Source organism: Halomonas sp. KM-1 (genome assembly GCF_000246875.1).
Classification (GTDB): domain Bacteria; phylum Pseudomonadota; class Gammaproteobacteria; order Pseudomonadales; family Halomonadaceae; genus Halomonas; species Halomonas aerodenitrificans.
Genome location: NZ_BAEU01000153.1, coordinates 1 through 23732, shown reverse-complemented (window position 1 = coordinate 23732; position 23732 = coordinate 1). Strand labels below are relative to the sequence as shown.

Genomic DNA, 23732 nt, shown 5'->3' with positions numbered 1-23732 from the left:
GGGGCCGGCGAGGAGATCTCCACGCGGCCGTTCCAGCTGGTCACGGGCCGGGTGTGGCGCGGCTCGGCGTTCGGCGGCGTGAAAGGGCGCAGCGAGCTGCCCGGCTACGTGCAGCGCTACATGGATGGCGAGATCAAGATCGATGAGTTCATCACCCACGACATGCCGTTCGAGCAGATCAACGAGGCATTCGAGCTGCTGCACGCGGGCAAGAGCATTCGTACGGTGCTTCACTTTTGATAGGCGCCCGGTGCCGCGCCGAATAGGTCACAGGCACCCGGCGCCTCGCGATATAGGCGTGACGGCGGCTGCGCACAGGGAGCTGCCTACAAATTGCCGTTCCGGTCGCTATCCTTGGGTAGCGACCGCAAGGAGACCGAACGATGACCATGACCGAGAACCTCGAACCTATCTCGAGCAACAAGAGCTTCGGTGGCTGGCACAAGCGCTACCGGCATCGCTCGCGGGCGCTGGACTGCGAGATGGAGTTCGCCATCTACCTGCCGCCGCAGGCCGAGACCGAGCGTGTGCCGCTGCTGTGGTGGCTATCGGGGCTGACCTGTACGGACGAGAACTTCATGCAGAAGGCCGGGGCGCACCGAGTGGCCGCCGAGCTCGGTATCGCCATCATCTGCCCCGACACCAGCCCGCGTGGTACCGATCTGCCCGGCGAGCACGACAGCTACGACTTCGGTTCGGGGGCGGGCTTCTACGTCAACGCTACCCAGGAGCCGTGGAAGAAGCACTATCGGATGTACGACTACGTGGCTGAGGAGCTGCCCTCGGTGGTGCGCCAGCACTTCCCGCTCAACGGCCGGGAGTCGATCAGCGGGCACTCCATGGGTGGGCACGGTGCGCTGATCCTGGCGCTGCGCCGACCCGGCCACTATCGCTCGGTGTCGGCCTTCTCGCCCATCGTCAATCCCACCCAGTGCCCCTGGGGACGCAAGGCGTTCCGCGGCTACCTGGGCGACGATCCCGGCGCCTGGACCCAGTATGACGCCTGCGAGCTGGTGGCCAAGGGCGCGTCGACACAGCACTTGTTCATCGATCAGGGCGAGGCGGACCAGTTTCTCGAGGAGCAGCTCAAGCCCGAGCGGCTCGAGGCCGTATGCGAAGAGCACGATCACCCCCTGACGTTGCGCCGTCAGCCGGGGTATGATCACAGCTACTTCTTCATTGCCAGCTTCATCGAGGAGCACCTGCGTTACCATGCGGAGCATCTCTCCAAGCGCTGACTCTCCCCCTGCACAGGGCACTGCATGATCGGTGTCCTGCTACGCCGCGTGCTGCGTTGGGCGGCCCTTGTCGGGGCCGCCTTCGTCATCTTGTCGATCCTTGCGGTCATGCTGCTGCGCCATGTACCCGTATACGGCTCCATGGTGATGCTGGAGCGCAAGGTGCAGTCCTGGATGGCGGGGGAGTCGCTGACCATTCAGCATCAGTGGCGGCCATGGGGTGAGCTCTCCGATCATGCCAAGCTGGCGGTGATCGCCGCCGAGGACCAGCGCTTCCCGATCCATCGCGGTTTCGATGTCGACGAGATGCGCCGCGCCTGGGAGGCGAGCCGCAACGGCGGGCGTTTGCGCGGTGCCAGTACCATCAGCCAGCAGACGGCCAAGAACCTGTTCCTGTGGACGGGGCGCAGTTGGTTGCGCAAGGGGTTCGAAGCCTGGTTCACCGTGCTGATCGAGGCGCTGTGGCCCAAACAGCGCATTCTCGAGGTCTATCTCAACATTGCCGAGTGGGATAACGGCGTATTCGGCCTGGAAGCAGCCGGACAGCGCTATTTCGGCGTCTCTGCGGATCGCATCAATGAAGTGCAGGCCAGCCGTTTGGCAGCGATCCTGCCCAATCCGAGGGCCTGGGATGCTGCCCGGCCTGGCCCTCACGTGGAGCGTCGCAGCCAGTGGATTCGCCAGCAGATGCGCAACCTTGGCGGGCCGCGCTATCTCGAGCAACTGGCCGCCAACTGACGCAGCCACTTCTTTCTATTGCCTCTCTATCGCCGCCTCTGGCCGCGAGCTGCCAGCACGACTCCGACGATGGTTACGGCCATGCCTGCCAGTGCCGCCAGTGGCAGGCGCTCGTCGAACAGCCACCAGGCCTGTAGTGCCGTGACGGGGGGCACCAGGTAGAACAGGCTGGCCACGCGGGAGGCTTCTCCGCGCCGGATGAGCGCCATCAGCAGCAGAATGGCGGCAATCGACAGCACCAGCACCAGCCAGCCCAGGGTCAGTACGAAGGTGAGCGTCCATTCGACGTGCCGCTCCTCCAGCAGCAGGGCGCCGAGGCCGAGCAGGGCGCCGGAGGAGAGGTACTGCACCACCGTGCCCGAGAGCAGCGGCATGCCGGTGCAGAAGCGCTTTTGATAAAGGGTGCCCAGGGTAATGCCGGCCAGGGCGACGAGCACACAGGCCAGAGCGCCGAGGCCGAAGCCCTGGAACAACTCGGCTCCCGGGTCGAGCTTGCTGCCCAGCACCAGCGTGATGCCGATCAGGCCCAGCGCCAGCCCCAGCCACTGGGTGGCAGCGATGCGCTCGCCCAGCATCGGCCCGGCGAGGGTAGCGGTCAACAGCGGCTGCAGGCCGACCAATAGGGCCGTGAGCCCCGCCGGCATGCCCAGGTAGATGCCGTAAAAGACGCCGCCCAGATAGGCCCCGTGCACCAGCAGCCCCGAGACGGCGATATGACCCTTGAGCCGCCAGCCTTGGGGCCAGGCGCTGCCCATCAGCTTGACCAAGGGAATCAGCAGGGTCAGGGTCAGCACGAAGCGAATGAACAGGAAAGTGAAGGGTTCGGCATGGGGCAGGCCGAACTTGGCGCCGATGAAGCCGGTACTCCACAGGGCGACGAAGAGAATTGGCATGCTGGCCAGCAACGCGGCATCGAAGCGTGAAGTGGCGGTGCTTGGCATCGCAGGAGCGTCCTTGAAGTGCTGTCGTGAAGCTGTCGACGATACTTGGTTGCCGCTGGTGACGAAAGCTAGCAGGTTAACTTTTTCCACACGGTTTCAGGCCGCGCAGTGAAAAGACCAAAAAATTACATTCCGTAACATTAAAAACTGAACTCCGAGCGCTTGCGCTCGTCAGACTCCCTACATTCACCGCAACACCCCTTGGAGGTATTCATGCAACGGATGACTGCACTGTTCTCGGCCGCCCTGCTCACTGCCGGGCTGATGACCGCACAGGCGCACGCTCAGCAAGATCCCGCCCAGGACCCGGCAGCCCAGCCGCAAGCGCAGGCACCCGCTCAGGACTTCTCCGATGATCAGCTTCAGCAGTTTGCCGATGCCTCCCAGGAAATCGCCGTGATTTCACAGGAGTACACCGAGCGTCTGCATGCGGCTGAAGACGAGCAGGCCCAGCAGGAAGTGCGCATGGAAGCCAATGACCGTATGGTCGAGGTGGTCGAGGAGAACGGTCTCGACGTGGATACCTTCAATGCCATCGGCCATGCCATCCAGCAGGATCCGGAGCTGATGCAGCGCGTGCAGCAGATGGCCGAGCAGTCGTAAACGACGTCGCCAGCCAAGCTGACTGGAAAGGCCGCTTCGAGCGGCCTTTCTTGTGTTTGGCATTCGCCCCCCTTTACTCTGTCGAGGCACGTCGTTACCGCCATAGGGAGCCCGATGCGACATGGATGCGGAAGTACTCGAGATACGCCAGCACATGGGACGCTTCCCGCCTTTCGAAGCCCTGGACGATGAGCTGCTCGACGAGGTGGCCGGGCAGGTCGAGGTGGGCTACTTCCAGGCGGGGTCCGACATTCTGCAGTTCGATCAGGAGCTGCATGAACTCTGCTACATTCGCAGCGGAGCCGTGGAAGTGCGGCGCCGTACGGGCGATCTCTACAATCGCCTGGGTGAAGGGGACATTTTCGGCCACTTCAGTCTGCTGAGGAATCACCGGGTGCGTTTCCCTGCCCGCGCCTTGGAAGACACCCTGATCTACTTCATTCCCGAGGCTCTCTTCGTGCGCCTGTGCGAGGCCGACGAGCACTTCTCCGACTTCGTCGAGCTGGAGCGCCCGCGGCTGGAAGCAGCGGTGGAGCAGCACAAGAAGGCCAACGACATGATGATCACCCGGGTGCGCAAGCTGCTCACCCGCTACCCGGTGATGGTCGAGGCCAGTGCCACGGTGCAGGAAGCGGCGCGCCAGATCACCGAGGCTCAGGCATCGTCGGCGCTGATCCTCGATGAACCCGGCGACGATCACGATCCTCGTCACACCTTCACCGACAGCCAGGACCGCCCCTGGCGGCTGCGGGGCATCCTCACCGACAGCGACTTTCGTACGCGCATCGTGGCCGAGGGTCTGCCGCCCGACACCCCGGTGGGGGAGCTGACGGGGGGCAGAGTGATCACGATTCAGTCCGACGAGTCCGTGCATGAAGCAATGCTGTGCATGCTGCGCAACAATATCCATCACCTGCCGGTGCTCTATCGTCGGCGGCCGATGGGCATCGTCCATCTCTCCGACATCATCCGCTACGAGACCCACAGCAGCCTCTACTTGGTGAGTAACATCTTTCATCAGTCCAGCGTCGAAGGGCTGGCGCGGCTGGCCCCGGACGTGCGCGTCGCCTTCGTACGCATGGTGGAAGAGGGGGCAAACTCGCAGATGGTGGGAACGGCGCTCTCCACCATCGGGCGCAGCTTCGTGCGGCGGCTGCTGGAGCTGGGAGAAGCGTCGCTGGGTCCACCGCCCGTGGCGTACTGCTTCATGGTCAACGGTTCCATGGCACGCAACGAGCAGACCGTCGTTACCGATCAGGACAATGCCTTGATCCTGGCCGACGACTTCGATCCGGCCCGGCATGACGACTATTTCGCCAACCTGGCGAAGTTCGTCAGCGATGGGCTAGCGGCTTGCGGCTACACCTACTGCAAGGGCGAGGTCATGGCCACCAACCCCAGGTGGCGACAGCCACTCAAGGTGTGGAAGCGCTACTTCAGCGAGTGGATCGACTCGCCCACCCCGGAGCGCCTGCTGCACTGTTCGATCTTCTTCGACCTGGACAGCGCCTACGGCGAGGAAGCCTACATCGAGCAGCTGCAGGACCTCATCGCCGACAAGGCACCGCGCAGCCCCTGGTTTCTGGCCGCAGTGGCACGCAATGCGCGGAACCGTACGCCGCCGCTGGGCTTCTTTCGTACCTTCGTGATGGAGAAGGATGGCAAGCACAACAACTCCATCAACCTCAAGCGTCGGGGCACGGCGCCGCTGGTCGATCTGATACGCGTGCACGCTCTGGCCTGTGGCTCACGGGCTCAGAACAGCTTCGAGCGGCTGGATGCCATCGCCGCCACGCAGCTGTTGGCGCCGGGCGTCGATGCCAAGCTGCGTCATGCCATGGAGTTGCTCTCCATGGTGCGGATTCGCCATCAGGTCATCGATCTTCAGCAGGAGCACGAGCCGGACAACAACATCGAGCCGGAAAACGTCGCCGACAGCGAGCGCCACCATCTCAAGGATGCGTTTCAGGTACTCAGCCGTGCCCAGAAGTTCCTCAAGTATCGTTACCCGATACCGGGACCCACCGGCCGGGATCGTTGAAGCATGCTGTCCCATCGCCTGGCATCGCGCTCACAGGTGCAGGAGTGGCCCGCCTACCTGCAACAGCGCGCCGACGCAGCCCACGATCCGCTGCTGAAAGCCTTCTTCGCCGCCGGTTGTCCCGCGCCTGAGACGCCGATCGGCGAGGTACCGCTGGTCGCTCTGGACCTGGAAACCACCGGGCTCGACGTTCAGCGTCACGCCATCGTGAGCATCGGTCTGGTGCCCTTCAGCCTGTCGCGCATACCGCTGGCACTGCGGCGTTACTGGGTCGTGCGCCCCAGCCGTGCGCTCTCCGATGCTTCCATCACCCTGCACCGCATCACGCATTCCGAAGTGGCCGAAGCCCCCGATTTCGGCGACATCCTTCCCGAACTCCTCGAGGCCTTGGCCGGGCGTATCGTCGTCGTGCACTTCCGCCATATCGAGCGGCCTTTTCTCGCCGACGCGATCAAGGCGCGGTTGGGGGAAGGGGCGCGGTTTCCGATGATCGATACCATGTCACTGGAAGCGCGGCTGCACCGGCTCTCGCTGTGGGCTCGGCTGCAGCGATGGATGCGGCGGCCGCCGGTTTCGATACGTTTGGGAGACAGTCGGAGGCGCTATGGGTTACCGGATTACCAGGGCCACCATGCCCTGGTCGATGCCTTGGCCACGGCCGAGCTGTTCCAGGCGCAGGTAGCCAAGCATTACGATGCCGCGACGCCGGTAGGCAAGCTCTGGACCTGAGACTAAGCCTGCAGCGCTTGGCGGGATTCGCCTACAGCCACAGCTCGGCGAAGGTGTTGCCATCCACGGGACGGCCGAAATGGAAGCCCTGCACGCCGGTGCAGCCAAGGGCTCGCAGTGCCTCGGCCTGTTCGGCTTCCTCGACCCCTTCGGCCACGGTCTGCATGCCCAGGGTCTGGGCCATGGCGATGATGGTGGAAACGATGGCGTGATCGTGGCTGCTCTTGAGCATGTCCTGGACGAAGGACATGTCGATCTTGAGGGTGTCGGCGGCAAAGCGCTTGAGGTAAGTGAGAGAGGAGTAACCGGTACCGAAGTCGTCGATGGCCAGACTGAAACCGGCCTTGCACAGGGCTCGAGTAATGCGCACGGTCTGCTTGGGGTTGCGCATCAGGCCGCTTTCGGTCAGCTCCAGCCCCAGCTTGCCGGGGGAGACCCGGGTGGCGATGCGCTGGATATGCTCGGCAAGACGTGGGTCATCCATCTGCTGGGCAGATACGTTGACGCTGAGCCGGCCCGGAAACGGTTTGCCTTGTCGCTCCCAGGCTGCGATCTGCTGACAGGCGGCTTCTAGCACCCATTCGCCCAGTGGCCGGATGAGGCCCTGCTCCTCCGCCAAGGGGATGAAGATGCCGGGGCTGACCTGGCCGAGGATCTCATCGTGCCAGCGGCACAGGGCTTCGGCGCCGATCAGCTTGCCGCTCTTGAGGCTGAACTGAGGCTGAAAGGCCAGCGACAGCTTGCCTTTGGCCAGGGCGTCGCTGAAACGCAGCTGCAATATTTCGTGCTGCTGTAATTCATCGGCCATGGTGGCGGTGAAGAATCGCGTGCGGCTGCTGTCGCGCTTGGCATGGTTGAGCGCAATGCTGGCGTGCTGAAACAGCGACTGAGCGTTATCGGCATCGCGTGGGAACAGCGCGGCTCCGACGCTCGCGGAAATCGAGAAACTTCGCTCCGACAGCAGAATCGGCGCCAGCAGGCTGTTGCGATAGCGCTCGATGGCATGCGCCATGGCCGCTGGCCGGGTGTCGGTGAGCAGCACCATGAATTCATCTCCGCCCAGCCGGGCAAGGAACTCACCCGCCTCTGCCTGGGCGCTGAAACGACTGGCTATCTCGGCGAGCACCTGGTCGCCCAGCTCGTGGCCTTGAGTATCGTTGATTTGACGAAAGCGCTGCAGGTCGAGATAGATCAGTCCCAGGCAGCTGTCGCGCAGTCGAGCCTGCTCGCAGGCCTCTTCCAACCGCTCCATGAGGCAGCGGCGGTTGGGTAGCCCCGTGACGCTGTCCCAGTAGATGAGCTGCTGAATGCGGTAGTCGCTGCTGCGCCGCTTTTCCTCTTCGGATCGGCGTGCCATCTCGGCGCCTGCCTGAGCAGCGGCAATGCGCAGCACCTCTGAACCATAGGCGGCAAGATCGAGCGGCCGGCTCGAAAGTACGGCCAACAGGCCGACGAGGTGGCCTTGGGGGGAGCGTAGCGGAACGCCTACGTAACTCTCGACCCCCAACTCCTGCAGCATGACATCGTCCGGAAAGCGTTGACAGACACCCTCGGTGAATTCGCACACCTCGTCGTTCAGCACGTGCTCACAGGGCGTGCCAGCCAGCGTGTAGACAGCGGCGGGTTGGAGTGAGCCATGCGACCAGAAGGCGACGGTGCGGATGGTGGCGTTATCGGAAAGCAGCTTGCCGATAAGCACGTGCTCTCCATCGAAAATGGCGGAGATCCGTTCGACGAGATGGTCGAACGCCAGGGGAGTGCCGGCCTTGCCCAAGCCATCGGCGAGCAGACGAAAGGCGTCTTCGGGTGCCATCATGGGCGTAGAACGGCTCCTTCGGCATAGTTGTAATGATCTATTCGAAATATGCCCGAAGCGGTGGCGGGTTACTAGTGGCCGTATGGAGCATGAACCACTTGACTAATGGGATTTTTCTCAGTCCCCATAGTCTTGTCGTGATATCGCTTCTGCCGGTGAGAGTTGCTTCACTGGACTTGACGAGACACAAGACTCGGGACCGGGCGGCCTTCCATGGCCGCGCTGGCAGGGTGGCTCGAGGATCAGCCGCGAGGCTCGCTCATCAACCCCTTGATGATGGCATAACAGCCCACCAGTAGCACCAGAGTGAAGGGCAACCCGGTGGAAACCGCCATCGCCTGCAGTGCGACCAGGCCGCCGCCGAGCAGCAGGGCGATGGCGATGACGCCTTCGATGATGGCCCAGAACACTCGCTGTGGCTTGGGTGCATCGACCTTGCCGCCGGCGGTAATGGTATCGATCACCAGCGAACCGGAATCCGACGAGGTGATGAAGAACACCACCACCAGCACGATCCCCACGAACGAGGTGATGGCCGTCAGCGGCAGTTCGCCCAGCATGACGAACAGCTGCAGCTCGAGGGCGGCGTCCTGTACGCCTTCGAAGCCGGCACCGACCAGTTGGTTGATGGCGGTGCCGCCGAAGGCGGTCATCCACAGCACCGAGACCAGCGAGGGAACCAGCAGCACGGCGGTCAGGAATTCACGTACGCTGCGGCCACGGCTGACACGGGCAATGAACATGCCGACGAAGGGCGACCAGGAGATCCACCAGGCCCAGTAGAAGGCGGTCCAGCCCTGGGTGAAGTTGGCATCCTCGCGGCCGAAGGGGTTGGAGAGTGCCGGCAGGTTGACCATGTAGGCGCCGAGATTCTGGAAGAAGCCGGTGAGGATCAACACGGTCGGCCCCACCAGAATCACGAACAGCAGCAGCAGTACGGCCAGGCCCATGTTGATCTCGGAAAGCCTGCGCACGCCCTTGTCGACGCCGGCCAGGATCGACACGATAGCAATGGCGGTGATGCCCAGAATCAGCAGCACCATGGTGGCGTCGGTCTCGGGCACGCCGAACAGATAGCTCAGCCCTGCCGAGGCTTGGGAAGCGCCGAGACCCAGTGAGGTGGCTAGACCGAACAGGGTAGCGAAGACCGCCAGGATATCGACGATGTGGCCCGGCCAGCCCCATACCCGCTCGCCCAGAATCGGGTAGAAGATCGAACGCATGGTGAGCGGCAGGCCCTTGTTGAAAGAGAAGATGGCCAGTGCCAGTGCCACCACGGCGTAGATCGCCCAGGGGTGGAGCCCCCAGTGATAGATCGTGGCGGCCATGCCCAGACGGGCCGCGGCTGCAGGGTCGTCGGCGGCAGCGCCGAGCGGGGCCCAGTCGGTACGTACGCCATTCTCGACGTCAGTGCCGCCCATGGCCGCCCCGAAGTGCGACATGGGTTCGGATACGCCGTAGAACATCAGGCCGATGCCCATGCCGGCGGCGAAAAGCATGGCGAACCAGCCGCTATAGCTGAAGTCCGGCTTGGCATGCATGCCGCCGATTCGCACCTTGCCCAGCGGCGACACGATCAGCACCAGGCACAGCAGTACGAAGATGTTGCCGGCCAGCAGAAAGAACCAGGACAGGTTGCCGGTAAGCCAGTCGCGCATGGCGTTGAACAGCGGCTCGACCTCGGCCTGCAGGGCAAGGGTGATTACCACGAAGAACACCGTGACGAGTGCCGAGATGGTAAATACCTTGCCGTGCAGGTCGATGCTGAAGCCGAGCTTGTCGGTGGCCAGGTTGTCCTGGCCGATGACGTAGTCGGTGTCGATCAGGTTGGCCGGTCCTTCCGGAGCCGGCACGCCTTCGGAGGTCTCGGCCTCCTTGTGGCGTTCGTCGCGAGAAGTGTTGTCCACGTTATGCTCTCCCATTGAAACGTCCTGGTACGAGGATGGTGGTGTTGTGATATTTGTTGCGGTGATGCCGGATTGACCGGCGGCTAACAAGAGGGCGCAAGTCCCCTAGATGGTAAGGTCAATGGAAATCATGACCTTGCTTTGCATGCCATGTTGTTGGCGCAGCCAAAGTGAGGTGTTCCGAGGTGTGCAAGAAGACACCGTGGCCCCCACGTCAAGTCTGGCATCGTTGACGAGCGCTGCCAGCTTGATAGCGCTAAGAACCGCACCCATAGCGACATTATTGTGGACAGAAATTATACACAAAAAGGTCTTGCCTGCCGAGGCATCCGTATTCCCCTCGCTTTAATTAGGATTGGGCGGAAAAATAGAGCGTAATCATCGGGTTTTGTTGGGTAACGATGCGTAATCGATAAGGTCTCGTCTGTCCCGTCTTTGCTTCAACGCTTTTTGGACACAGCTGGGATTGCGGTGGATAGCGGGTAACGCATAGGGTAGGTGGCTACAACGATAAAGAACCAGCCAGCTTGCGTGAGCGAAGTCACACGGCTTTGCCGGATCTGGTTGTGAGTGAGAACCCTGCATGAACGAAAGTTTGCAACAAGAGCGCAATGACAGCGCAAGTGAAACCAGTCACGCAGCGGAAGCGCACTTTGTCCGTTTCATCAATGTCCAGAAGAGCTACGACGGCGTCGAGCTGGTGGTGAAGGGGTTCGACCTCGACATTCACAAGGGCGAATTCGTCACCCTGCTAGGCCCTTCTGGATCTGGCAAGACTACCTGTCTGATGATGATGGCGGGCTTCGAGACTCCCACCCATGGCCAGATTCTGCTCAAGGGAGAGCCCATCAACGACCTGCCGCCGCACAAGCGGGGCATCGGCATGGTGTTTCAGAACTATGCGCTCTTCCCCCATATGTCGGTTGCCGAAAATCTTGCCTTCCCGCTCGAGGTTCGTCGTCTCTCCAAGGCGGAAATCAAGCGCAAGGTAGCGCGGGCGTTGGCCATGGTGCGTCTGGAGAATTTCGGTGACCGCCGGCCGGCGCAGCTTTCGGGCGGGCAGCAGCAGCGGGTGGCGCTGGCCCGGGCGCTGGTCTTCGAGCCCGAACTGGTACTGATGGACGAGCCGCTGGGCGCGCTGGACAAGAATCTGCGTGAGGAGATGCAGTACGAGATCAAGCGCATCCATGCCGAGTTGGGGGTCAGCATGATCTACGTGACCCACGACCAGACCGAAGCCTTGACCATGTCCGACCGTATCGCCGTGTTCAACGATGGCGTCGTGCAGCAGTTGGCAGCTCCAGAAACCCTCTACGAGGCCCCCGAGAACGCTTTCGTTGCCAACTTCATCGGTGAGAACAACCGGCTCTACGGCGAAGTGACCGAAATGATCGGCGACAAGTGCCAGGTGCGCCTCGACAGCGGTGAAACGGTGCTGGCCAAGCCCGTTGCCGCCGGCGGCATTGGTGCGCGTACCACGCTTTCGCTGCGCCCCGAGCGTGTCGACATCGCAGCGAGTGGTGCCGAAGCGTCGTTCGACAACCGTTTTCGCGCCGAGGTGAGAGAGGTGATCTATCTCGGCGACCACCTGCGCACGCGGGTCAGCGTCTGTGGCACCGACGAGTTCATCCTCAAGACACCCAATGCAAAGCACTACGCATCGCTGAGGCCGGGGCAGTCGGTCGATATCGGCTGGTCCAGCAGCGACTGTCGGGCGCTGGACGCCTGATCTATGTCGAACCCATGCAGTTCAACAAGAAAAAAGAGGAAGGTGGACGATGAAACGTGACACTCAACAAGCAGGGAAACCGGCACTCAAGCTGATGGTATGTGCCGTGGCCGGCGCCTCGGTCATGGGGCTGGCGAGCGTTGCCCAGGCTCAGCAGACGCTCAACATCGTCTCTTGGGGTGGCGCCTACAGCATGAGCCAGCAGCGTGCCTACCATGAGCCCTGGATGGAGAAGACCGGCGACAATATCGTCAACATCGACCGTAGTGCCAACGCCCTGGCCGGCCTGCGCGCCCAGTCCCAAGCGGGCAACGTCACCTGGGATCTGGTCGACATGCTGCCTGCAGACGCCATGATCGCCTGTGCCGAGGGTCTCATCGAGCCGCTCGATCACGATGAGCTGCTGGCGCCGGCACCCGACGGGACGCCTGCCAGTGAAGACTTCGTCGATGGCGCGCTGGGCGAATGCTTCGTGGCCTCGATCGTCTACTCCAACATCGTGGCCTTCAATAGCTCGATGTTCCCCGAGGACAAGCAGCCGAGCACCATCCAGGACGTATTCGACCTGGAGAACTATCCCGGCCAGCGTGCTCTGATGCGGCGGCCGATCAACAACATGGAGTGGGCCCTGATCGCCGATGGCGTCGACCGCGAAGACGTCTATGACATGCTCGAGACGGAAGAGGGCATTCAGCGTGCTTTCGCCAAGCTCGACACCATCAAGGATCATGTCATCTGGTGGGAAGAGGGCTCGCAGCCACCGCAGCTGCTGGCGGACCGTGAGGTCGCCTTCGCCTCGGCCTACAACGGTCGTATCTTCGATGCCATGGTGAGCGAGAACCAGCCCTTCGAGATCATCTGGGACGCCCAGGTCTTCGAGCTGGATGGCTGGGTGGTACCGACCGGCAAGCTCGACAAGGTGCGCGACTATCTCCACTTCGCCACCGACACCCAGCGGCTGGCCGACCAGGCTCAGTACATCTCCTATGGCCCGGCCCGCTACTCCTCTTCGGATAAGGTCTCCGTACATGCGGAAACGGGTATCGACATGATGCCGCACATGCCGACCTTCCCGCCCAACTTCGCTACTGCGATCCAGAAGGACGATGAGTTCTGGGCCGACTACAGCGACGAGCTGAATCAGCGCTTCGACGCCTGGCTGGCTCAGTAAGGTGTGACCGCCGCCCGGCTACAGGCCGGGCGGCGGTATCCGCTGCCTTCGTCGTCATGTTGCCTTCCGGAGGGCCAGAGTGTCCGATTCACCTGCATCCCCATTGACCACTGCCGATGGCGTGCCGCTAAAGGTCAGCCTGCGTCGCGCCGTGAGGCGCTCGAAGATCAAGGCTTTCCTGCTGGTATCGCCGCTGCTGCTGTTTCTCGTCGTCGCCTTCGTCATGCCCATCTTCGAGATGCTGTGGCGCAGCGTCGACAATCCCGAAGTGTCGACCCATCTGTCGCGCACCGTCGAAGCCCTGGAGGGCTGGGACAGAGAGTCGCTGCCCGGGGAAGAGGTCTTCGCGGCGCTGGCCGAGGACCTGCGCGAAGGGCAGCAGGCACGTAACCTGGGGCTGCTGTCGAGCCGCTTGAACTATGAGAAGTCGGGCATGCGCTCGACCATCACCCGCACCGCCCGCGGCCTTGGCACGCTCGAACCCCCTTACCGTGAAGCGCTGATCGAACTCAATGACACCTGGGGCGAGCTCGATACCTGGAAGCTGATACAGCGCGAGGCCTCGCCGCTGACGATCAGCTACTACCTGGCGGCGGTGGACCGCCAACTCACGCCCGATGGCGAGATCGTTCGCGCACCCGAATCCCAGCGCCTGCACGTCACTCTGTTCTGGCGCACGCTATGGATGAGCCTGGTCATCACCGTCCTGACACTGCTGCTTGGCTATCCCGTGGCCTTCCTACTGGCCAGCCTGCCGCTGCGCTATTCCAACCTGCTGATGATTCTGGTGTTGCTGCCATTCTGGACGTCGCTGCTGGTACGCACGACGACCTGGATCGCCATTCTGCAGTCCCAGGGGGTGCTCAACGACCTGATGGTCGCCGTTGGGGTGATCGCCGACGAGGCGCGCTGGCAGATGATCCACAACAAGACCGGCACCATCATTGCCATGACCCACATCCTGCTGCCGTTCATGATTCTGCCGCTGTACTCGGTGATGAAGACCATCCCGCCGAGCTACATGCGTGCGGCGCGCTCCCTGGGCGGCCGGCCGTTCCTGTGCTTCCGGCGCGTCTACTTCCCGCTCACCATTCCGGGCATTGCCGCCGGGGGGATCCTGGTATTCATCCTTTCGATCGGCTATTACATCACCCCGGCGCTGGTCGGTGGCCAGTCGGGGCGTTTCATCACCAACTATATCGCCTACCACATGCAGACCTCCCTCAACTGGGGCCTGGCGGCGGCAATTGCCTCGATCCTGCTGTTCGTGGTGGTGGTGTTCTATCTGGTCTTCAATCGCCTGATCGGCGTCGACAAGGTCAAGCTGGGGTAAACGATGGCCATTCCTTCCTATGCCACCCGCGGCGAGCGCATCTGGCACTACGTGTTCCTCGGTATCTGCGCGCTCATCTTCCTGTTCCTGGTGGGGCCGCTGTTGATCATCATCCCGCTGTCCTTCAATGCGCAGCCTTACTTCACCTTTTCCCAGGAGATGCTGTCTCTCGATCCGGCGGGTTATTCGCTGCGCTGGTACCAGGACTTCTTCACCTCACGAGCCTGGCTGCACGCGATCAAGAACAGCTTCATCATCGGCATCGCCTCGACGATCCTGGCGACCATCCTGGGCACCGTGGCGGCACTGGGGCTGTCGAGCCGCCATATGCCGGCTCGCAGTGTCATCATGGCGCTGCTGATCTCGCCGATGATCGTACCGCTGATCATCTCTGCTGCCGCCATGTTCTTCTTCTTCTCCAAGGTCAATCTGGCCCAGACCTACCTCGGTGTGATTCTGGCGCATACCGCGCTCGGGATTCCCTTCGTCGTGATCACCGTGACGGCAACGCTGTCGAGCTTCGATACGACCTTGATCAAGGCGGCCCACAGCCTGGGCGCCAATCCGACACGAACCTTCTTCAAGGTCGTGCTGCCATTGGTCACTCCGGGGGTCGTATCCGGTGCTTTGTTCGCCTTCATCACCTCCTTCGATGAGGTGGTGGTGGTGCTGTTCATTTCCGGCCCCGAGCAACGCACCATGCCGATCCAGATGTGGTCCGGCATTCGCGAGCAGATCAGCCCGACCATCCTCGCCGTCGCCACACTGCTGGTACTGCTCTCCATGCTGCTGCTGACGACGCTGGAGCTGTTGCGTCGGCGCAGTGAGCGGCTGCGGGGCGTCGCGCCGGAATAATACCTACCCTCTCGCTTCGGCAAAGACAAACAGGGAGACGTCTCGACGACGTCTCCCTGTTTGTCGTGAGCAGCCGGGTTTGGGCTGTGGCAAAGCTGCCCATGTGTCAGTTTGAACCACCTTTCTTGCCGATTTTCAGAGTACTTCGTCTTCACGGATTTATGTCTAACTTATTGTTTTTTATATATTATAAGAAATATCAGGAAGAGTGGCACGACCTGTGCTGCTATCTAGAGGAGAATGAATCAATCAGGGAGAGGAACCCAGATGAGCCATAGAAAGCGTGCAAGCAAACCTGCCAGGCAGCTGACCGCCTTGGCCTCGGCAGTGGCTCTGGCGCTAGGGACGTTGTCTCTTGCTGGTTGCGGCAATGACGATGATGTGCCGCCTGTCGAGGAAGAGCGTCCAGTCACGGAAGAACAGACTTCCCCGATGCAGGACACCACGGCCGATCCGGGCATCGATCAGACTGATACGGCGGCTGGAGACGGCTCGGCGGAGCCGATCACCGGGGCCGAGGAGAGCCCTGAGGGCATGGGTGACGTAACGCCCGAGCAAGACCCGCTGCCTGAAGCCGAGCAAGAGCCGGTTCCCGATGAGGACGAGCTCGAAGGCCAGCAGGACACAATGGACCAAGGACAGGTCGACGATCCCTTGGTTGAAGAGGAAGAAGAGCAAGGTGGTAACTGATCTTTCGATCTGACCCCTTTCGCTTCGTGCCGCCATCGGGACGGTGGCGGCTCAGGGCAGGACGCCCATCACACTTCGCGCAAGGCGATACCGCAGGAGGTGGAATCATGATGTCCAAGGAATTTCTGAAGAAGCTAGGCATCGTTGGTGTGACCATGGGGCTGACCGCCAGCCCGTTCGCGCTGGCCCAGCAGACCCAGACTCAGCAGGACGAGTTCCAGACTCAGCCAGGTGCCGAACAGCCTGGTGATTATCCGGCGACCGAGGCGGCACCGGGCCATGAAGCCGGTCCGGGCGTCGAACCCGGCGACCCGGCCGCGCCGGGCATTGATGGAACTACTGAGCCGGGCGCTGATCCTGCCATGCCGGGTACCGAAGCGCAGCCGGGAGAAATGCAAGATCCGGGTATGCAGCAGTCCGATCCTGGCTTTGAGACTGCGCCAGGCACAGGCACAGGCACCGAGGCTGCGCCGGGGCATGAAGCCGGCCCAGGTGTCGAGCCCGGTGACCCGGCTGCCCCCGGCATTGACGGGGCCACTGAACCGGGTGCCGATCCTGCTATGCCTGGTACCGAAGCTGCACCTGGTGAAGAGCCCGGTTTCGGTGATGGTCCCGAAGCTATGCCGGGCGATGAGTCAGATGAGTGGGAATATCCGGAACAAGACACTTAATTTCCAGGTTCGGCCCCAGTCGGTTGGCTGGGGCTTCCTAAATGTATAGCGAACGCAAGGATGCGTGATCAAAATGACGCGCCGCAATTGGCTGACGGCCCGCCACCCTCCCCCCTTGCACCGTCAGCGAGTTGCATGGCGTACTTCGCCCCCGCGCTCCCACGGGGGCTTTTTTACGTTTCCTGTCCCTATGTCCTGTCGCTATGTCAGTTGCGTTCGGGTCGTAACGTCTGAATAGTCGTCAATCCTCCTCCAGCCGCCGGTAGAGCGTGCGTCTGGCGATGCCGAGAATGTCCGCCGTGCGCCGCTTGTTGCCTCCGGTGGCCTCCAGCACCTTCTGGATATAGCGCTTCTCGACTTCCTCGAGACTCGGCCAGCTCTGCTGGCTGCGAGCGACGAGGGCACTGCCGGCTTCGATCTGACGTACCACGCCACGCTGCTCCTGGCCATGCTGACGAATGCGTTCCGGCAGGTCGGCGTGGCTGAGCAGCCCTTCCTCGGCCAGGGTCACCGCCCGCATGATGGCGTTCTCGAGCTCCCGCACATTGCCGGGGTAGGGGTAGTCGAGCAGGGTCTGGAGCGCCATGGGTTCTACACTTTCGATGCGCTTGCCCTGGGCCGTGGCGTGCTTCTCGATCAGTGCCGACACTAGGCGTTCGATGTCGCCCTGGCGTTCGCGCAGCGGCGGAATGCGCAGGGAGAAGGTTTCCAGCCTATAGAACAGGTCGCTGCGGAAATTGCCGCTCTCGATCTCCTGCTCGAGGTCGCGGTGAGTGGCGGCGATGATTCGCACGTCCACCGACTCTTCCTTCTCGGCACCCACGGCCTTGACCATCTTCTCCTGCAGGGCGCGCAGCAGTTTGGCCTGCAGCCCGGGCGACATCTCGCCGATCTCATCAAGGAACAGGCTGCCGCCGTTGGCGGCCTGAAACAGGCCCTGGCGTGAATCGCTGGCTCCGGTGAAGGCCCCCTTCACGTGGCCGAAGAACTCGCTCTCCATCAACTCTGAAGGGATGCTGGCGCAATTGACGGCAATAAAGGGTTCGGTGGCGCGGGGGCTTTCGGCATGAATGGCACGCGCCAACAACTCCTTGCCGGTGCCGCTCTCGCCGAGGATCAGAATCGGCGCGTCGCTCTTGGCCAAGCGTGCCGCATCGTGGAACAGCGCCTGCATCGTTTCGCTCTCCCCAACGATGCCATGGAAATGACCGGGCGACTCTCCCTGCTGGAAGCGTTCGGCCAGACGCCGGTTCTCCAGCACGCGGTAGACCGCTTCGCCCACGCTTTCCAGATCGAGCGGTTTGGTCAGAAAGTCGTCGGCTCCGATCTTCAGCGCCTCGACGGCCTGATCGATGGTGCCGAAGGCGGTGATCACGATGAAACCTACCCGGCTACCCTCCTGGCGAAGCTGTTCGAGCAGCTGCATGCCGCTCATGCCGGGCAAACGCACGTCACTGATGATCATGGCCACTTCGCTGTGGCTCAAGGTGAGCATGGCTTCCTCGGCGCTGCTGACACCGAGCGTCTTGTAGCCGGCTTCCTGGAGCTCTTCCTCGAGCAGCTCCAGGATGGCGGCGTCATCCTCGACGACCAGTATCGGCAGATCGGATTGGGTGTGGCTTCCTGTCACGTGGCAGTCCCTCCTTCATCGCTATCGTTCAGTGGCAGCCCGATCTCGAAGCCGGCTCCCCCCAGCTCGCTGTCGTAAACACCGACAGTGCCGCCATGATCGTTAATGATTCGATGTACCATGGATAATCCCAGACCGCTGCCCTGACCCACGGGCTTGGTGGTGAAGAACGGGTCGAAGACTTTCGGTTTGTCCTGGTCGGAGATTCCCGGGCCATCGTCCTCTATCCACAGAGTCAACCAGCCCTCCTTGTCCTGTGCGCGGATGCGCACGCGTTCGACGCCCTTGGCCTGTGCCGCGTTGCGTAGCAGGTTGGTCAGTACCTGTATCAGCTGTTGGCCGTTGGCCAGCAGCGGCGGTGTCGTCGCGGGAAGATCGAGTTCGAGCCGGATGTCGCTTTGTTCGAAATCCTCCTCGACCAGTTCGCGGGTGGTCTCGAGCAGTTCGGCGAGCTGCAGCGGTTCCTTCTCGACGTTGTGGCGCCGGCCCAGTTCCATCAGCTGGCGCACGATCTCGACGATACGCTCCACCTCTCCGCGTATGCGACCAAGCCTGGTGCGGTCCGCGTCGGTGAGCGTCTCGCGGCGTGAGAGGCGCTGCGCCTGGCCGTTGATCACCGTCAACGGGGCGCCGATTTCATGGGCGACACCCGCAGCCAGCACGCCGAGCTCGGCGAGCTTCTTCGATTTGCGCAGTCGCTTCTCGAGTTCGATCTCCTTGCGCCGACGTGTCTCGATATCGGCGTCCTTCTCGGCCATGGCATCGAGCATGCCATTCAGGGCCACCGCCAGGCGTTCGTACTCCTGCGGACCCTCGGCTTCGGCGCGCTGCTCCCGGTCGCCGGCCTCCACTCGCTGCATGACGGCCAGCAGCCGCTCCAGCGGGCGCTCGATATGGCGGCGAAAGCCCCACCAGATACCCAGCACGATCCCGGCCGCGCCGACGACGAATGCCAGCAGCGCCAGTTGGCTGAGAAAACCGGTGTAGTTCTCGATCCCGGTGTTGAGCCGGTTGACCTGCAGTACGCCCTGCACCTCGCCGGTGTTGGACATCAGCGGCTTCAGAGCGGAGTAGTAATGCCAGCCGTCGTGTTCGCGATAGGCCGCGCGCATTTCGCCGCGCTCGGCGACCTCGCGGATGGTTTCCGGGCTGAACAGGGCTTGCCCCAGGCCGAGCCCGTAGATCTCGCGTCCGTTGGCGTCGAAGACATAGGCGCCGTAGATACGATGGAAGGAGAACGCGGAGTAGAGCGACTCCTCGAGCGGCTCGGTGGCGTTGCGGCTGAGGGCGTGGCTCAGGGTCGTGCCGATGACGTTGGTGATGACCTGGACTTCCCGCTCGAGGCGAGTGCGCACGTTATCCTCGAGCGACTTGATGGCCACCAGGCTGAATATCAGCAGCACGAGGAACAGCGGTGCTATGACGGTGATGAGGATGAGATTGCGTAGGCGCATGGCATCTCGCAGGCAGCATTAGACGAATGCGGCACCAGCCCACACGGACCGGTGCCGCGCTTGAGTCACTCCACCGGCCGTAGCCGGTAGAGGCTGCCTTGCGCCTCGTCATTGACCAGGTAGATGGCACCATCGTGCCCCTGGTGCACGCCGCGGATGCGTCCTATCTGCCCATCCAGCACCACTTCGCTGTCGACCACCTGCTCACCGTCGACTCTCAAGCGGTATAGCCGCTCGCCACGCAGCCCGCCGGCCAGCAGGTCGCCCTGCCATTCGCCGAACGTGGCCGAGGTCACCTGAGCCAGGCCGGAGGGGGCGAAGGGCGCTTCGAAGACATGGATCGGGTCCTGCATTCCGGGCAGGGAGTCCTCGCCGATGGGCTCGCGGGTGCCATAGTCGCGCCCCTGGCTGACCTCGGGCCAGCCGTAGTTTTCTCCCGCGACGATGAGATTGAGCTCGTCGCCGCCGAAGGGGCCGTGTTCGGTGGCCCAGACCTCACCCTGCTCGGTCACCACCATGCCCTGGATGTTGCGGTTGCCGAGGCTGTAGATCTCGGCCAGGGTGGCATCATCGTCGGTGAAGGGGTTGTCGTCGGGAGCGCTGCCGTCGGCGGCTAGCCGCAGCACGCTGCCGGCATGATCGTCTGCCGCCTGGGCGCGTTCGGGTGTGCCCCGGTCGCCGATGGACATCAGCAGGGTCTCGTCGGGCAGCCAGGCGAGCCGTGAGCCATAGTGCCGCCCGGGGCCGGAGAAGCGGTCCTGTTCGAACAGCGTCTCGACGTCGCTCAGGGCATCGTCGCTCAGTCTGGCGCGGTTCAAGGCCGTTGCCGTGCCGCCGTCGCCGGGCTTGCTCCAGGTGAAGTAGAGCCAGTCGTGCTCACCGTCACCGTAGCGGGGGTGCAGCGTGACGTCGAGCAGGCCGCCCTGGCCTTGAGCGCTGACCTCGGGCACGCCCTCGAGATGCGTGATGCTGCCGTCCTCATCGATCAGCGCCAGGCGTCCCGGCCGCTCGGTGACCAGAAAGCGCCCGTCGGGCAGCATGGTTACCGCCCAGGGGTTCTCGAGACCCTCGGCAATGCGCTCCAGGCGCAGCTCCAAGTGTTCGGTGGAGAGACTCTCTTCGATGACTTCGGCGCCGACCGCTGCGGTGGCCAGGACAGTACCGCTTGCCGCGATACCTGCCAGCACAACGACGGACAATGGCTTGTTTGCTTCGTGCATGACTTCCTCCCTTGCATTTCTTTGCCGCCCCAGAAGATAGAGACTGTGGTGCAGCCGGGGTGTTCCCTTCACCCCTCGGTCTCGCTTGCCGGCTACATCAGGATAGCCAGCAGAATGGGCAAGTAGAACAGCGCCAGCAACGTCGAGCAGAACACCAGGCTGGCAACGTATTCCGGTTCCCGCTTGGCGCGCTGAGCGAACAGGTAGTTGAACACTGCCACCGGCATGCACATCTGCAATATCAGGATGCTGAGTGCCAGCGGCGGCAGGTTCAGCAGCGTGCCGATACCCCAGGCCAATAGCGCGGCGATGGGGATGCGCAGCAGGCTGAAACCGATGCCCGTCTTCAGGTTCTTCACCTTGATGCTGGCCAGTGACACCCCCAGCGTGATCAGCATCAGCGGCACCGTGAAACCCGAGATCAGATCGACGCTGTTGGCCAGCCACAGCGGCAGCCCGGTATCCGTCAGCAGCAGGAACAGTGCTATCAGGATAGCGTAAACCGTAGGCGTCCTGAGCAGAGTCTTCAAAGGACTGCCGGTACTGGCGAAGATGGCGCCGATGGTGAACTGGAACAGCGAGACCGTCACCATCACCGTGATGCCGAAAGCGAAGCCCGCGCTGCCGAAGGCGTAGAGCACCACCGGCAGGCCCATGTTGCCGGTGTTGGGGTACATCATCGGTGCCAGCAGCACACGCCAATCCTGCTTCAGCAGGCGCGCCATGGCGAAGGTGGCGCCGCCCATCAGAATCATCACCAGGGCGGTGGCCAGCATGGTGCGCCCGAAGCTGCCGGCATCGATGTCGGCGCCCGTGAGCGAGGCGATGACCAGGGCCGGCGTGCCGATGTTGAAGACCAGGCGGGTGACGAAGTCGACGGGAAAGGGATGCCCCAGGCGGATCCACGTGAAGCCCAGACCGGCACCGGCCAGAATGGGGGCCATGACGGCGAAGAGATCGGGGATCATCGAGCATCCTTGGCGGTGGAAAAGCCCAGTATTGTCGTGAAGAGTGGTGAGGTGTTGCAAGTTCAGCCGTGTGTTGCCGCCTTGGTGCAAGTGGTGCGAAACCGTTAAGCTGCGAATCTTGTTCGCTAGGAATCTCTCATGTCCGCCAACGCTACTGCCAACAGCTTCCATGCGCTGGTGCGTCTGCTGCGCTATGCGCGCGGTTACCGACGCCGCATCATTGCCGCCACCACCTGCTCGGTGATCAACAAGATCTTCGACATCGCACCGGAGATCCTCATCGGCGTGGCCATCGATGTGGTGGTCAACCAGGAGCGCAGCTTCGTCGCCCGGCTTGGCTTCACCACGCCCCAGGAGCAGATCCTGGTGCTCGCCGTGCTCACCTTCTTCATCTGGGCCGGCGAGTCCATCTTCGAATATCTCTACAAGATCCTGTGGCGCAACCTGGCCCAGCGGCTGCAGGCCGACATGCGCCTGGACACCTACGAGCACGCCCAGCGTCTCGACATGGCCTACTTCGAGTCGAAAAGCTCGGGCCAACTGGTGGCGACCATGAACGACGACGTCAACCAGCTCGAACGCTTCCTGGACGGCGGCGCCAACTCGCTGATCCAGGTCGGCGTCACCGTGGTGGCGGTGGGCGCGGTGTTCTTCGTCATCTCGCCCTTGATCGCGCTGCTCGCCTTCACGCCGATCCCGATGATCATCTGGGGCGCTTTCTTCTTCCAGCGCAAGGCCGGCCCGCTCTACGCCGACGTGCGCGAGAAGGTGGGCGACCTCGCCAGCCGGCTCTCCAACAACCTGGCCGGCATCGCTACCATCAAGAGCTTCACCAGCGAGGCGCGCGAGGCCGAGCGGCTGCGCACGGTGAGTGAGGCCTACGTAGAAGCCAACCGCCGCGCCATCCGGGTCAGCTCCGCCTTCATCCCGGTGATCCGCATGGCGATCCTGGCCGGCTTTCTGGCCACTTTCACCGTGGGCGGCATGCTGGCGCTGCGCGGCGACCTCAACGTGGGCGCCTACGGCGTGCTGGTGTTTCTCACCCAGCGCCTGCTGTGGCCGCTCACCGGCCTCGCCGAGGTGATCGACCTGTTCGAGCGCGCCATGGCCAGCACGCGGCGCATCCTCGACCTGCTGGCGGTGCCGATCACGGTGAAGGACAACGAAGGCCAGCCGCTGGCCGCGCCGGTGCGCGGCGAGGTGAGCTTCGATAACGTAAGCTTCCGCTACGCAGCGAGCGGTGTCGGCGTCGATGGCATCAGCCTGCACGTGCCTGCCGGCAACACCCTGGCCCTGGTGGGCGCCACCGGCTCCGGCAAGTCGACCCTGATGAAGCTGCTGCTGCGCTTCTACGACCCCTCGGCCGGCGAGGTGCGCATCGACGGCCAGCCGATCGCCGAGGTGAGCCTTGCCTCGCTGCGCCAGGCCATCGGTCTGGTGAGTCAGGACGTCTATCTGTTCGAGGGTTCGATCCGCGACAACATCGCCTACGGCAAGCCCGATGCCAGCGAAGAGGCGGTGATCGAAGCGGCGCGCACTGCCGAAGCCTGGGAGTTCATTCAGGCGCTGCCCCAAGGGCTCGATACCGCCGTGGGCGAGCGCGGCGTGCGCCTCTCCGGTGGCCAGCGCCAGCGGCTTTCCCTGGCCCGGGCGCTGCTCAAGGACCCGCCGATCCTGGTGCTCGACGAAGCCACCAGCGCGGTGGACAACGAAACCGAGGCGGCTATCCAGCGCTCGCTGGCCAAGATCGGCCACGGCCGCACCGTGATCATGATCGCCCACCGGCTCTCCACCATCGTTCACGCCGACGAGATCGTGGTCGTCGACGGCGGGCGGGTGGTGGAGCAGGGCAGCCATGCCGAGCTACTCCAGCGCGGCAGTCGTTACGCCGCGCAGTGGCGGGTGCAGACCGGGGCGCTGGAGGAGAGCGAGGTGCTGGGCTCTGCCTAGGCTGAGCGGTCGTCGCGCTAGGGAAGCACTGAGCAAATCGACGAGCGG

Annotated in this window: 19 protein-coding genes and 1 pseudogene; 13 read left to right on the top strand and 7 right to left on the bottom strand. The window is 63.0% G+C overall.

The features are described 5' to 3' along the window. The 3 genes and pseudogenes from B8115_RS19815 to mtgA all read left to right on the top strand — a co-directional run. A pseudogene (locus B8115_RS19815) lies at nt 1-240 on the top strand (S-(hydroxymethyl)glutathione dehydrogenase); the annotation flags it as partial. A 143-nt stretch (nt 241-383) separates the two neighbouring features. Next, nucleotides 384-1238, top strand: coding sequence for an S-formylglutathione hydrolase (gene fghA / locus B8115_RS19810; protein WP_026038262.1), 855 nt, complete (start codon nt 384-386; stop codon nt 1236-1238). Between the two features lie 24 nt (nt 1239-1262). After that, nucleotides 1263-1976: a monofunctional biosynthetic peptidoglycan transglycosylase gene (mtgA, locus tag B8115_RS19805; protein ID WP_010629596.1), complete on the top strand. Its 714-nt coding sequence runs from the start codon at nt 1263-1265 to the stop codon at nt 1974-1976. Between the two features lie 26 nt (nt 1977-2002). Here mtgA and B8115_RS19800 read toward each other — a convergent pair whose 3' ends face one another. Continuing rightward, nucleotides 2003-2917 carry a DMT family transporter gene (locus B8115_RS19800; protein WP_010629595.1) on the bottom strand — a complete coding sequence of 305 codons (915 nt, stop codon included), beginning with the start codon at nt 2915-2917 and terminating at the stop codon, nt 2003-2005. 213 nt (nt 2918-3130) lie between these two features. On the opposite strand from B8115_RS19800, the gene B8115_RS19795 reads away from it, so the two are divergent. From B8115_RS19795 to B8115_RS19785, 3 genes are all read left to right on the top strand, one after another. Further along, on the top strand, nt 3131-3520 hold the full coding sequence (locus B8115_RS19795) for a DUF4168 domain-containing protein (RefSeq protein WP_010629594.1): 390 nt from the start codon (nt 3131-3133) through the stop codon (nt 3518-3520). 121 nt (nt 3521-3641) lie between these two features. Next, nucleotides 3642-5561 carry a DUF294 nucleotidyltransferase-like domain-containing protein gene (locus B8115_RS19790; RefSeq protein ID WP_010629593.1) on the top strand — a complete coding sequence of 640 codons (1920 nt, stop codon included), beginning with the start codon at nt 3642-3644 and terminating at the stop codon, nt 5559-5561. Between the two features lie 3 nt (nt 5562-5564). Beyond that, on the top strand, nt 5565-6290 hold the full coding sequence (locus tag B8115_RS19785; RefSeq protein ID WP_010629592.1) for a 3'-5' exonuclease: 726 nt from the start codon (nt 5565-5567) through the stop codon (nt 6288-6290). Between the two features lie 31 nt (nt 6291-6321). Here the strand turns inward: B8115_RS19785 and B8115_RS19780 are convergent, their stop codons facing one another. Beyond that, entirely contained in the window at nt 6322-8106 is a 1785-nt protein-coding gene (locus B8115_RS19780; protein WP_010629591.1) for a bifunctional diguanylate cyclase/phosphodiesterase, read from the bottom strand. Nucleotides 8107-8348: 242 nt separating this feature from the next. Then, a complete protein-coding gene (locus B8115_RS19775; RefSeq protein WP_010629590.1) occupies nt 8349-10028 on the bottom strand; it encodes a BCCT family transporter in 1680 nt (559 codons plus the stop codon). 568 nt (nt 10029-10596) lie between these two features. On the opposite strand from B8115_RS19775, the gene B8115_RS19770 reads away from it, so the two are divergent. The 6 genes from B8115_RS19770 (at nt 10597) to B8115_RS23485 (ending at nt 16462) form a co-directional block, all read left to right on the top strand. Next, entirely contained in the window at nt 10597-11742 is a 1146-nt protein-coding gene (locus B8115_RS19770) for an ABC transporter ATP-binding protein (protein WP_010629589.1), read from the top strand. Between the two features lie 49 nt (nt 11743-11791). Further along, nucleotides 11792-12913, top strand: a complete 1122-nt coding sequence (locus tag B8115_RS19765; protein ID WP_010629588.1) for an extracellular solute-binding protein — start codon at nt 11792-11794, stop codon at nt 12911-12913. Nucleotides 12914-12992: 79 nt separating this feature from the next. Further along, entirely contained in the window at nt 12993-14246 is a 1254-nt protein-coding gene (locus tag B8115_RS19760; protein ID WP_035591745.1) for an ABC transporter permease, read from the top strand. Between the two features lie 3 nt (nt 14247-14249). Continuing rightward, the gene (locus B8115_RS19755) at nt 14250-15101 is read left to right on the top strand and encodes an ABC transporter permease (protein ID WP_010629586.1); all 852 of its coding nucleotides are present in this window, start codon (nt 14250-14252) and stop codon (nt 15099-15101) included. Between the two features lie 267 nt (nt 15102-15368). After that, nucleotides 15369-15791, top strand: a complete 423-nt coding sequence (locus B8115_RS19750; RefSeq protein WP_010629585.1) for a hypothetical protein — start codon at nt 15369-15371, stop codon at nt 15789-15791. A gap of 107 nt (nt 15792-15898) precedes the next feature. Further along, entirely contained in the window at nt 15899-16462 is a 564-nt protein-coding gene (locus B8115_RS23485; protein ID WP_141638672.1) for a hypothetical protein, read from the top strand. A 241-nt stretch (nt 16463-16703) separates the two neighbouring features. Here B8115_RS23485 and B8115_RS19735 read toward each other — a convergent pair whose 3' ends face one another. The 4 genes from B8115_RS19735 to B8115_RS19720 all read right to left on the bottom strand — a co-directional run bounded on the left by B8115_RS19735 (nt 16704) and on the right by B8115_RS19720 (nt 21734). Further along, nucleotides 16704-18092 carry a sigma-54 dependent transcriptional regulator gene (locus B8115_RS19735; protein WP_010629582.1) on the bottom strand — a complete coding sequence of 463 codons (1389 nt, stop codon included), beginning with the start codon at nt 18090-18092 and terminating at the stop codon, nt 16704-16706. Further along, nucleotides 18089-19546, bottom strand: a complete 1458-nt coding sequence (locus tag B8115_RS19730) for an ATP-binding protein (protein ID WP_010629581.1) — start codon at nt 19544-19546, stop codon at nt 18089-18091. The genes B8115_RS19735 and B8115_RS19730 overlap by 4 nt, the downstream gene beginning before the upstream one ends. A gap of 65 nt (nt 19547-19611) precedes the next feature. Beyond that, nucleotides 19612-20766 (bottom strand): PQQ-dependent sugar dehydrogenase, encoded by a 1155-nt coding sequence (locus B8115_RS19725; protein ID WP_010629580.1) that lies wholly within the window; start codon nt 20764-20766, stop codon nt 19612-19614. Between the two features lie 92 nt (nt 20767-20858). Next, on the bottom strand, nt 20859-21734 hold the full coding sequence (locus B8115_RS19720; RefSeq protein ID WP_010629579.1) for an AEC family transporter: 876 nt from the start codon (nt 21732-21734) through the stop codon (nt 20859-20861). Between the two features lie 138 nt (nt 21735-21872). On the opposite strand from B8115_RS19720, the gene B8115_RS19715 reads away from it, so the two are divergent. Further along, complete coding sequence (locus B8115_RS19715; RefSeq protein ID WP_010629578.1) at nt 21873-23684, top strand: ABC transporter ATP-binding protein; 1812 nt, start codon at nt 21873-21875, stop codon at nt 23682-23684. The last annotated feature ends 48 nt before the right edge of the window (nt 23685-23732 follow it).

Excerpts from the sequence above, each read along its gene's own strand:
- fghA (WP_026038262.1), top strand. The coding sequence starts at position 384 with ATGACCATGACCGAGAACCTCGAACCTATCTCGAGCAACAAGAGCTTC.
- mtgA (WP_010629596.1), top strand. The coding sequence starts at position 1,263 with ATGATCGGTGTCCTGCTACGCCGCGTGCTGCGTTGGGCGGCCCTTGTC.
- B8115_RS19800 (WP_010629595.1), bottom strand. The coding sequence starts at position 2,917 with ATGCCAAGCACCGCCACTTCACGCTTCGATGCCGCGTTGCTGGCCAGC.
- B8115_RS19795 (WP_010629594.1), top strand. The coding sequence starts at position 3,131 with ATGCAACGGATGACTGCACTGTTCTCGGCCGCCCTGCTCACTGCCGGG.
- B8115_RS19790 (WP_010629593.1), top strand. The coding sequence starts at position 3,642 with ATGGATGCGGAAGTACTCGAGATACGCCAGCACATGGGACGCTTCCCG.
- B8115_RS19785 (WP_010629592.1), top strand. The coding sequence starts at position 5,565 with ATGCTGTCCCATCGCCTGGCATCGCGCTCACAGGTGCAGGAGTGGCCC.
- B8115_RS19780 (WP_010629591.1), bottom strand. The coding sequence starts at position 8,106 with ATGATGGCACCCGAAGACGCCTTTCGTCTGCTCGCCGATGGCTTGGGC.
- B8115_RS19775 (WP_010629590.1), bottom strand. The coding sequence starts at position 10,028 with ATGGGAGAGCATAACGTGGACAACACTTCTCGCGACGAACGCCACAAG.
- B8115_RS19770 (WP_010629589.1), top strand. The coding sequence starts at position 10,597 with ATGAACGAAAGTTTGCAACAAGAGCGCAATGACAGCGCAAGTGAAACC.
- B8115_RS19765 (WP_010629588.1), top strand. The coding sequence starts at position 11,792 with ATGAAACGTGACACTCAACAAGCAGGGAAACCGGCACTCAAGCTGATG.
- B8115_RS19755 (WP_010629586.1), top strand. The coding sequence starts at position 14,250 with ATGGCCATTCCTTCCTATGCCACCCGCGGCGAGCGCATCTGGCACTAC.
- B8115_RS19750 (WP_010629585.1), top strand. The coding sequence starts at position 15,369 with ATGAGCCATAGAAAGCGTGCAAGCAAACCTGCCAGGCAGCTGACCGCC.
- B8115_RS23485 (WP_141638672.1), top strand. The coding sequence starts at position 15,899 with ATGATGTCCAAGGAATTTCTGAAGAAGCTAGGCATCGTTGGTGTGACC.
- B8115_RS19730 (WP_010629581.1), bottom strand. The coding sequence starts at position 19,546 with ATGCGCCTACGCAATCTCATCCTCATCACCGTCATAGCACCGCTGTTC.
- B8115_RS19725 (WP_010629580.1), bottom strand. The coding sequence starts at position 20,766 with ATGCACGAAGCAAACAAGCCATTGTCCGTCGTTGTGCTGGCAGGTATC.
- B8115_RS19720 (WP_010629579.1), bottom strand. The coding sequence starts at position 21,734 with ATGATCCCCGATCTCTTCGCCGTCATGGCCCCCATTCTGGCCGGTGCC.
- B8115_RS19715 (WP_010629578.1), top strand. The coding sequence starts at position 21,873 with ATGTCCGCCAACGCTACTGCCAACAGCTTCCATGCGCTGGTGCGTCTG.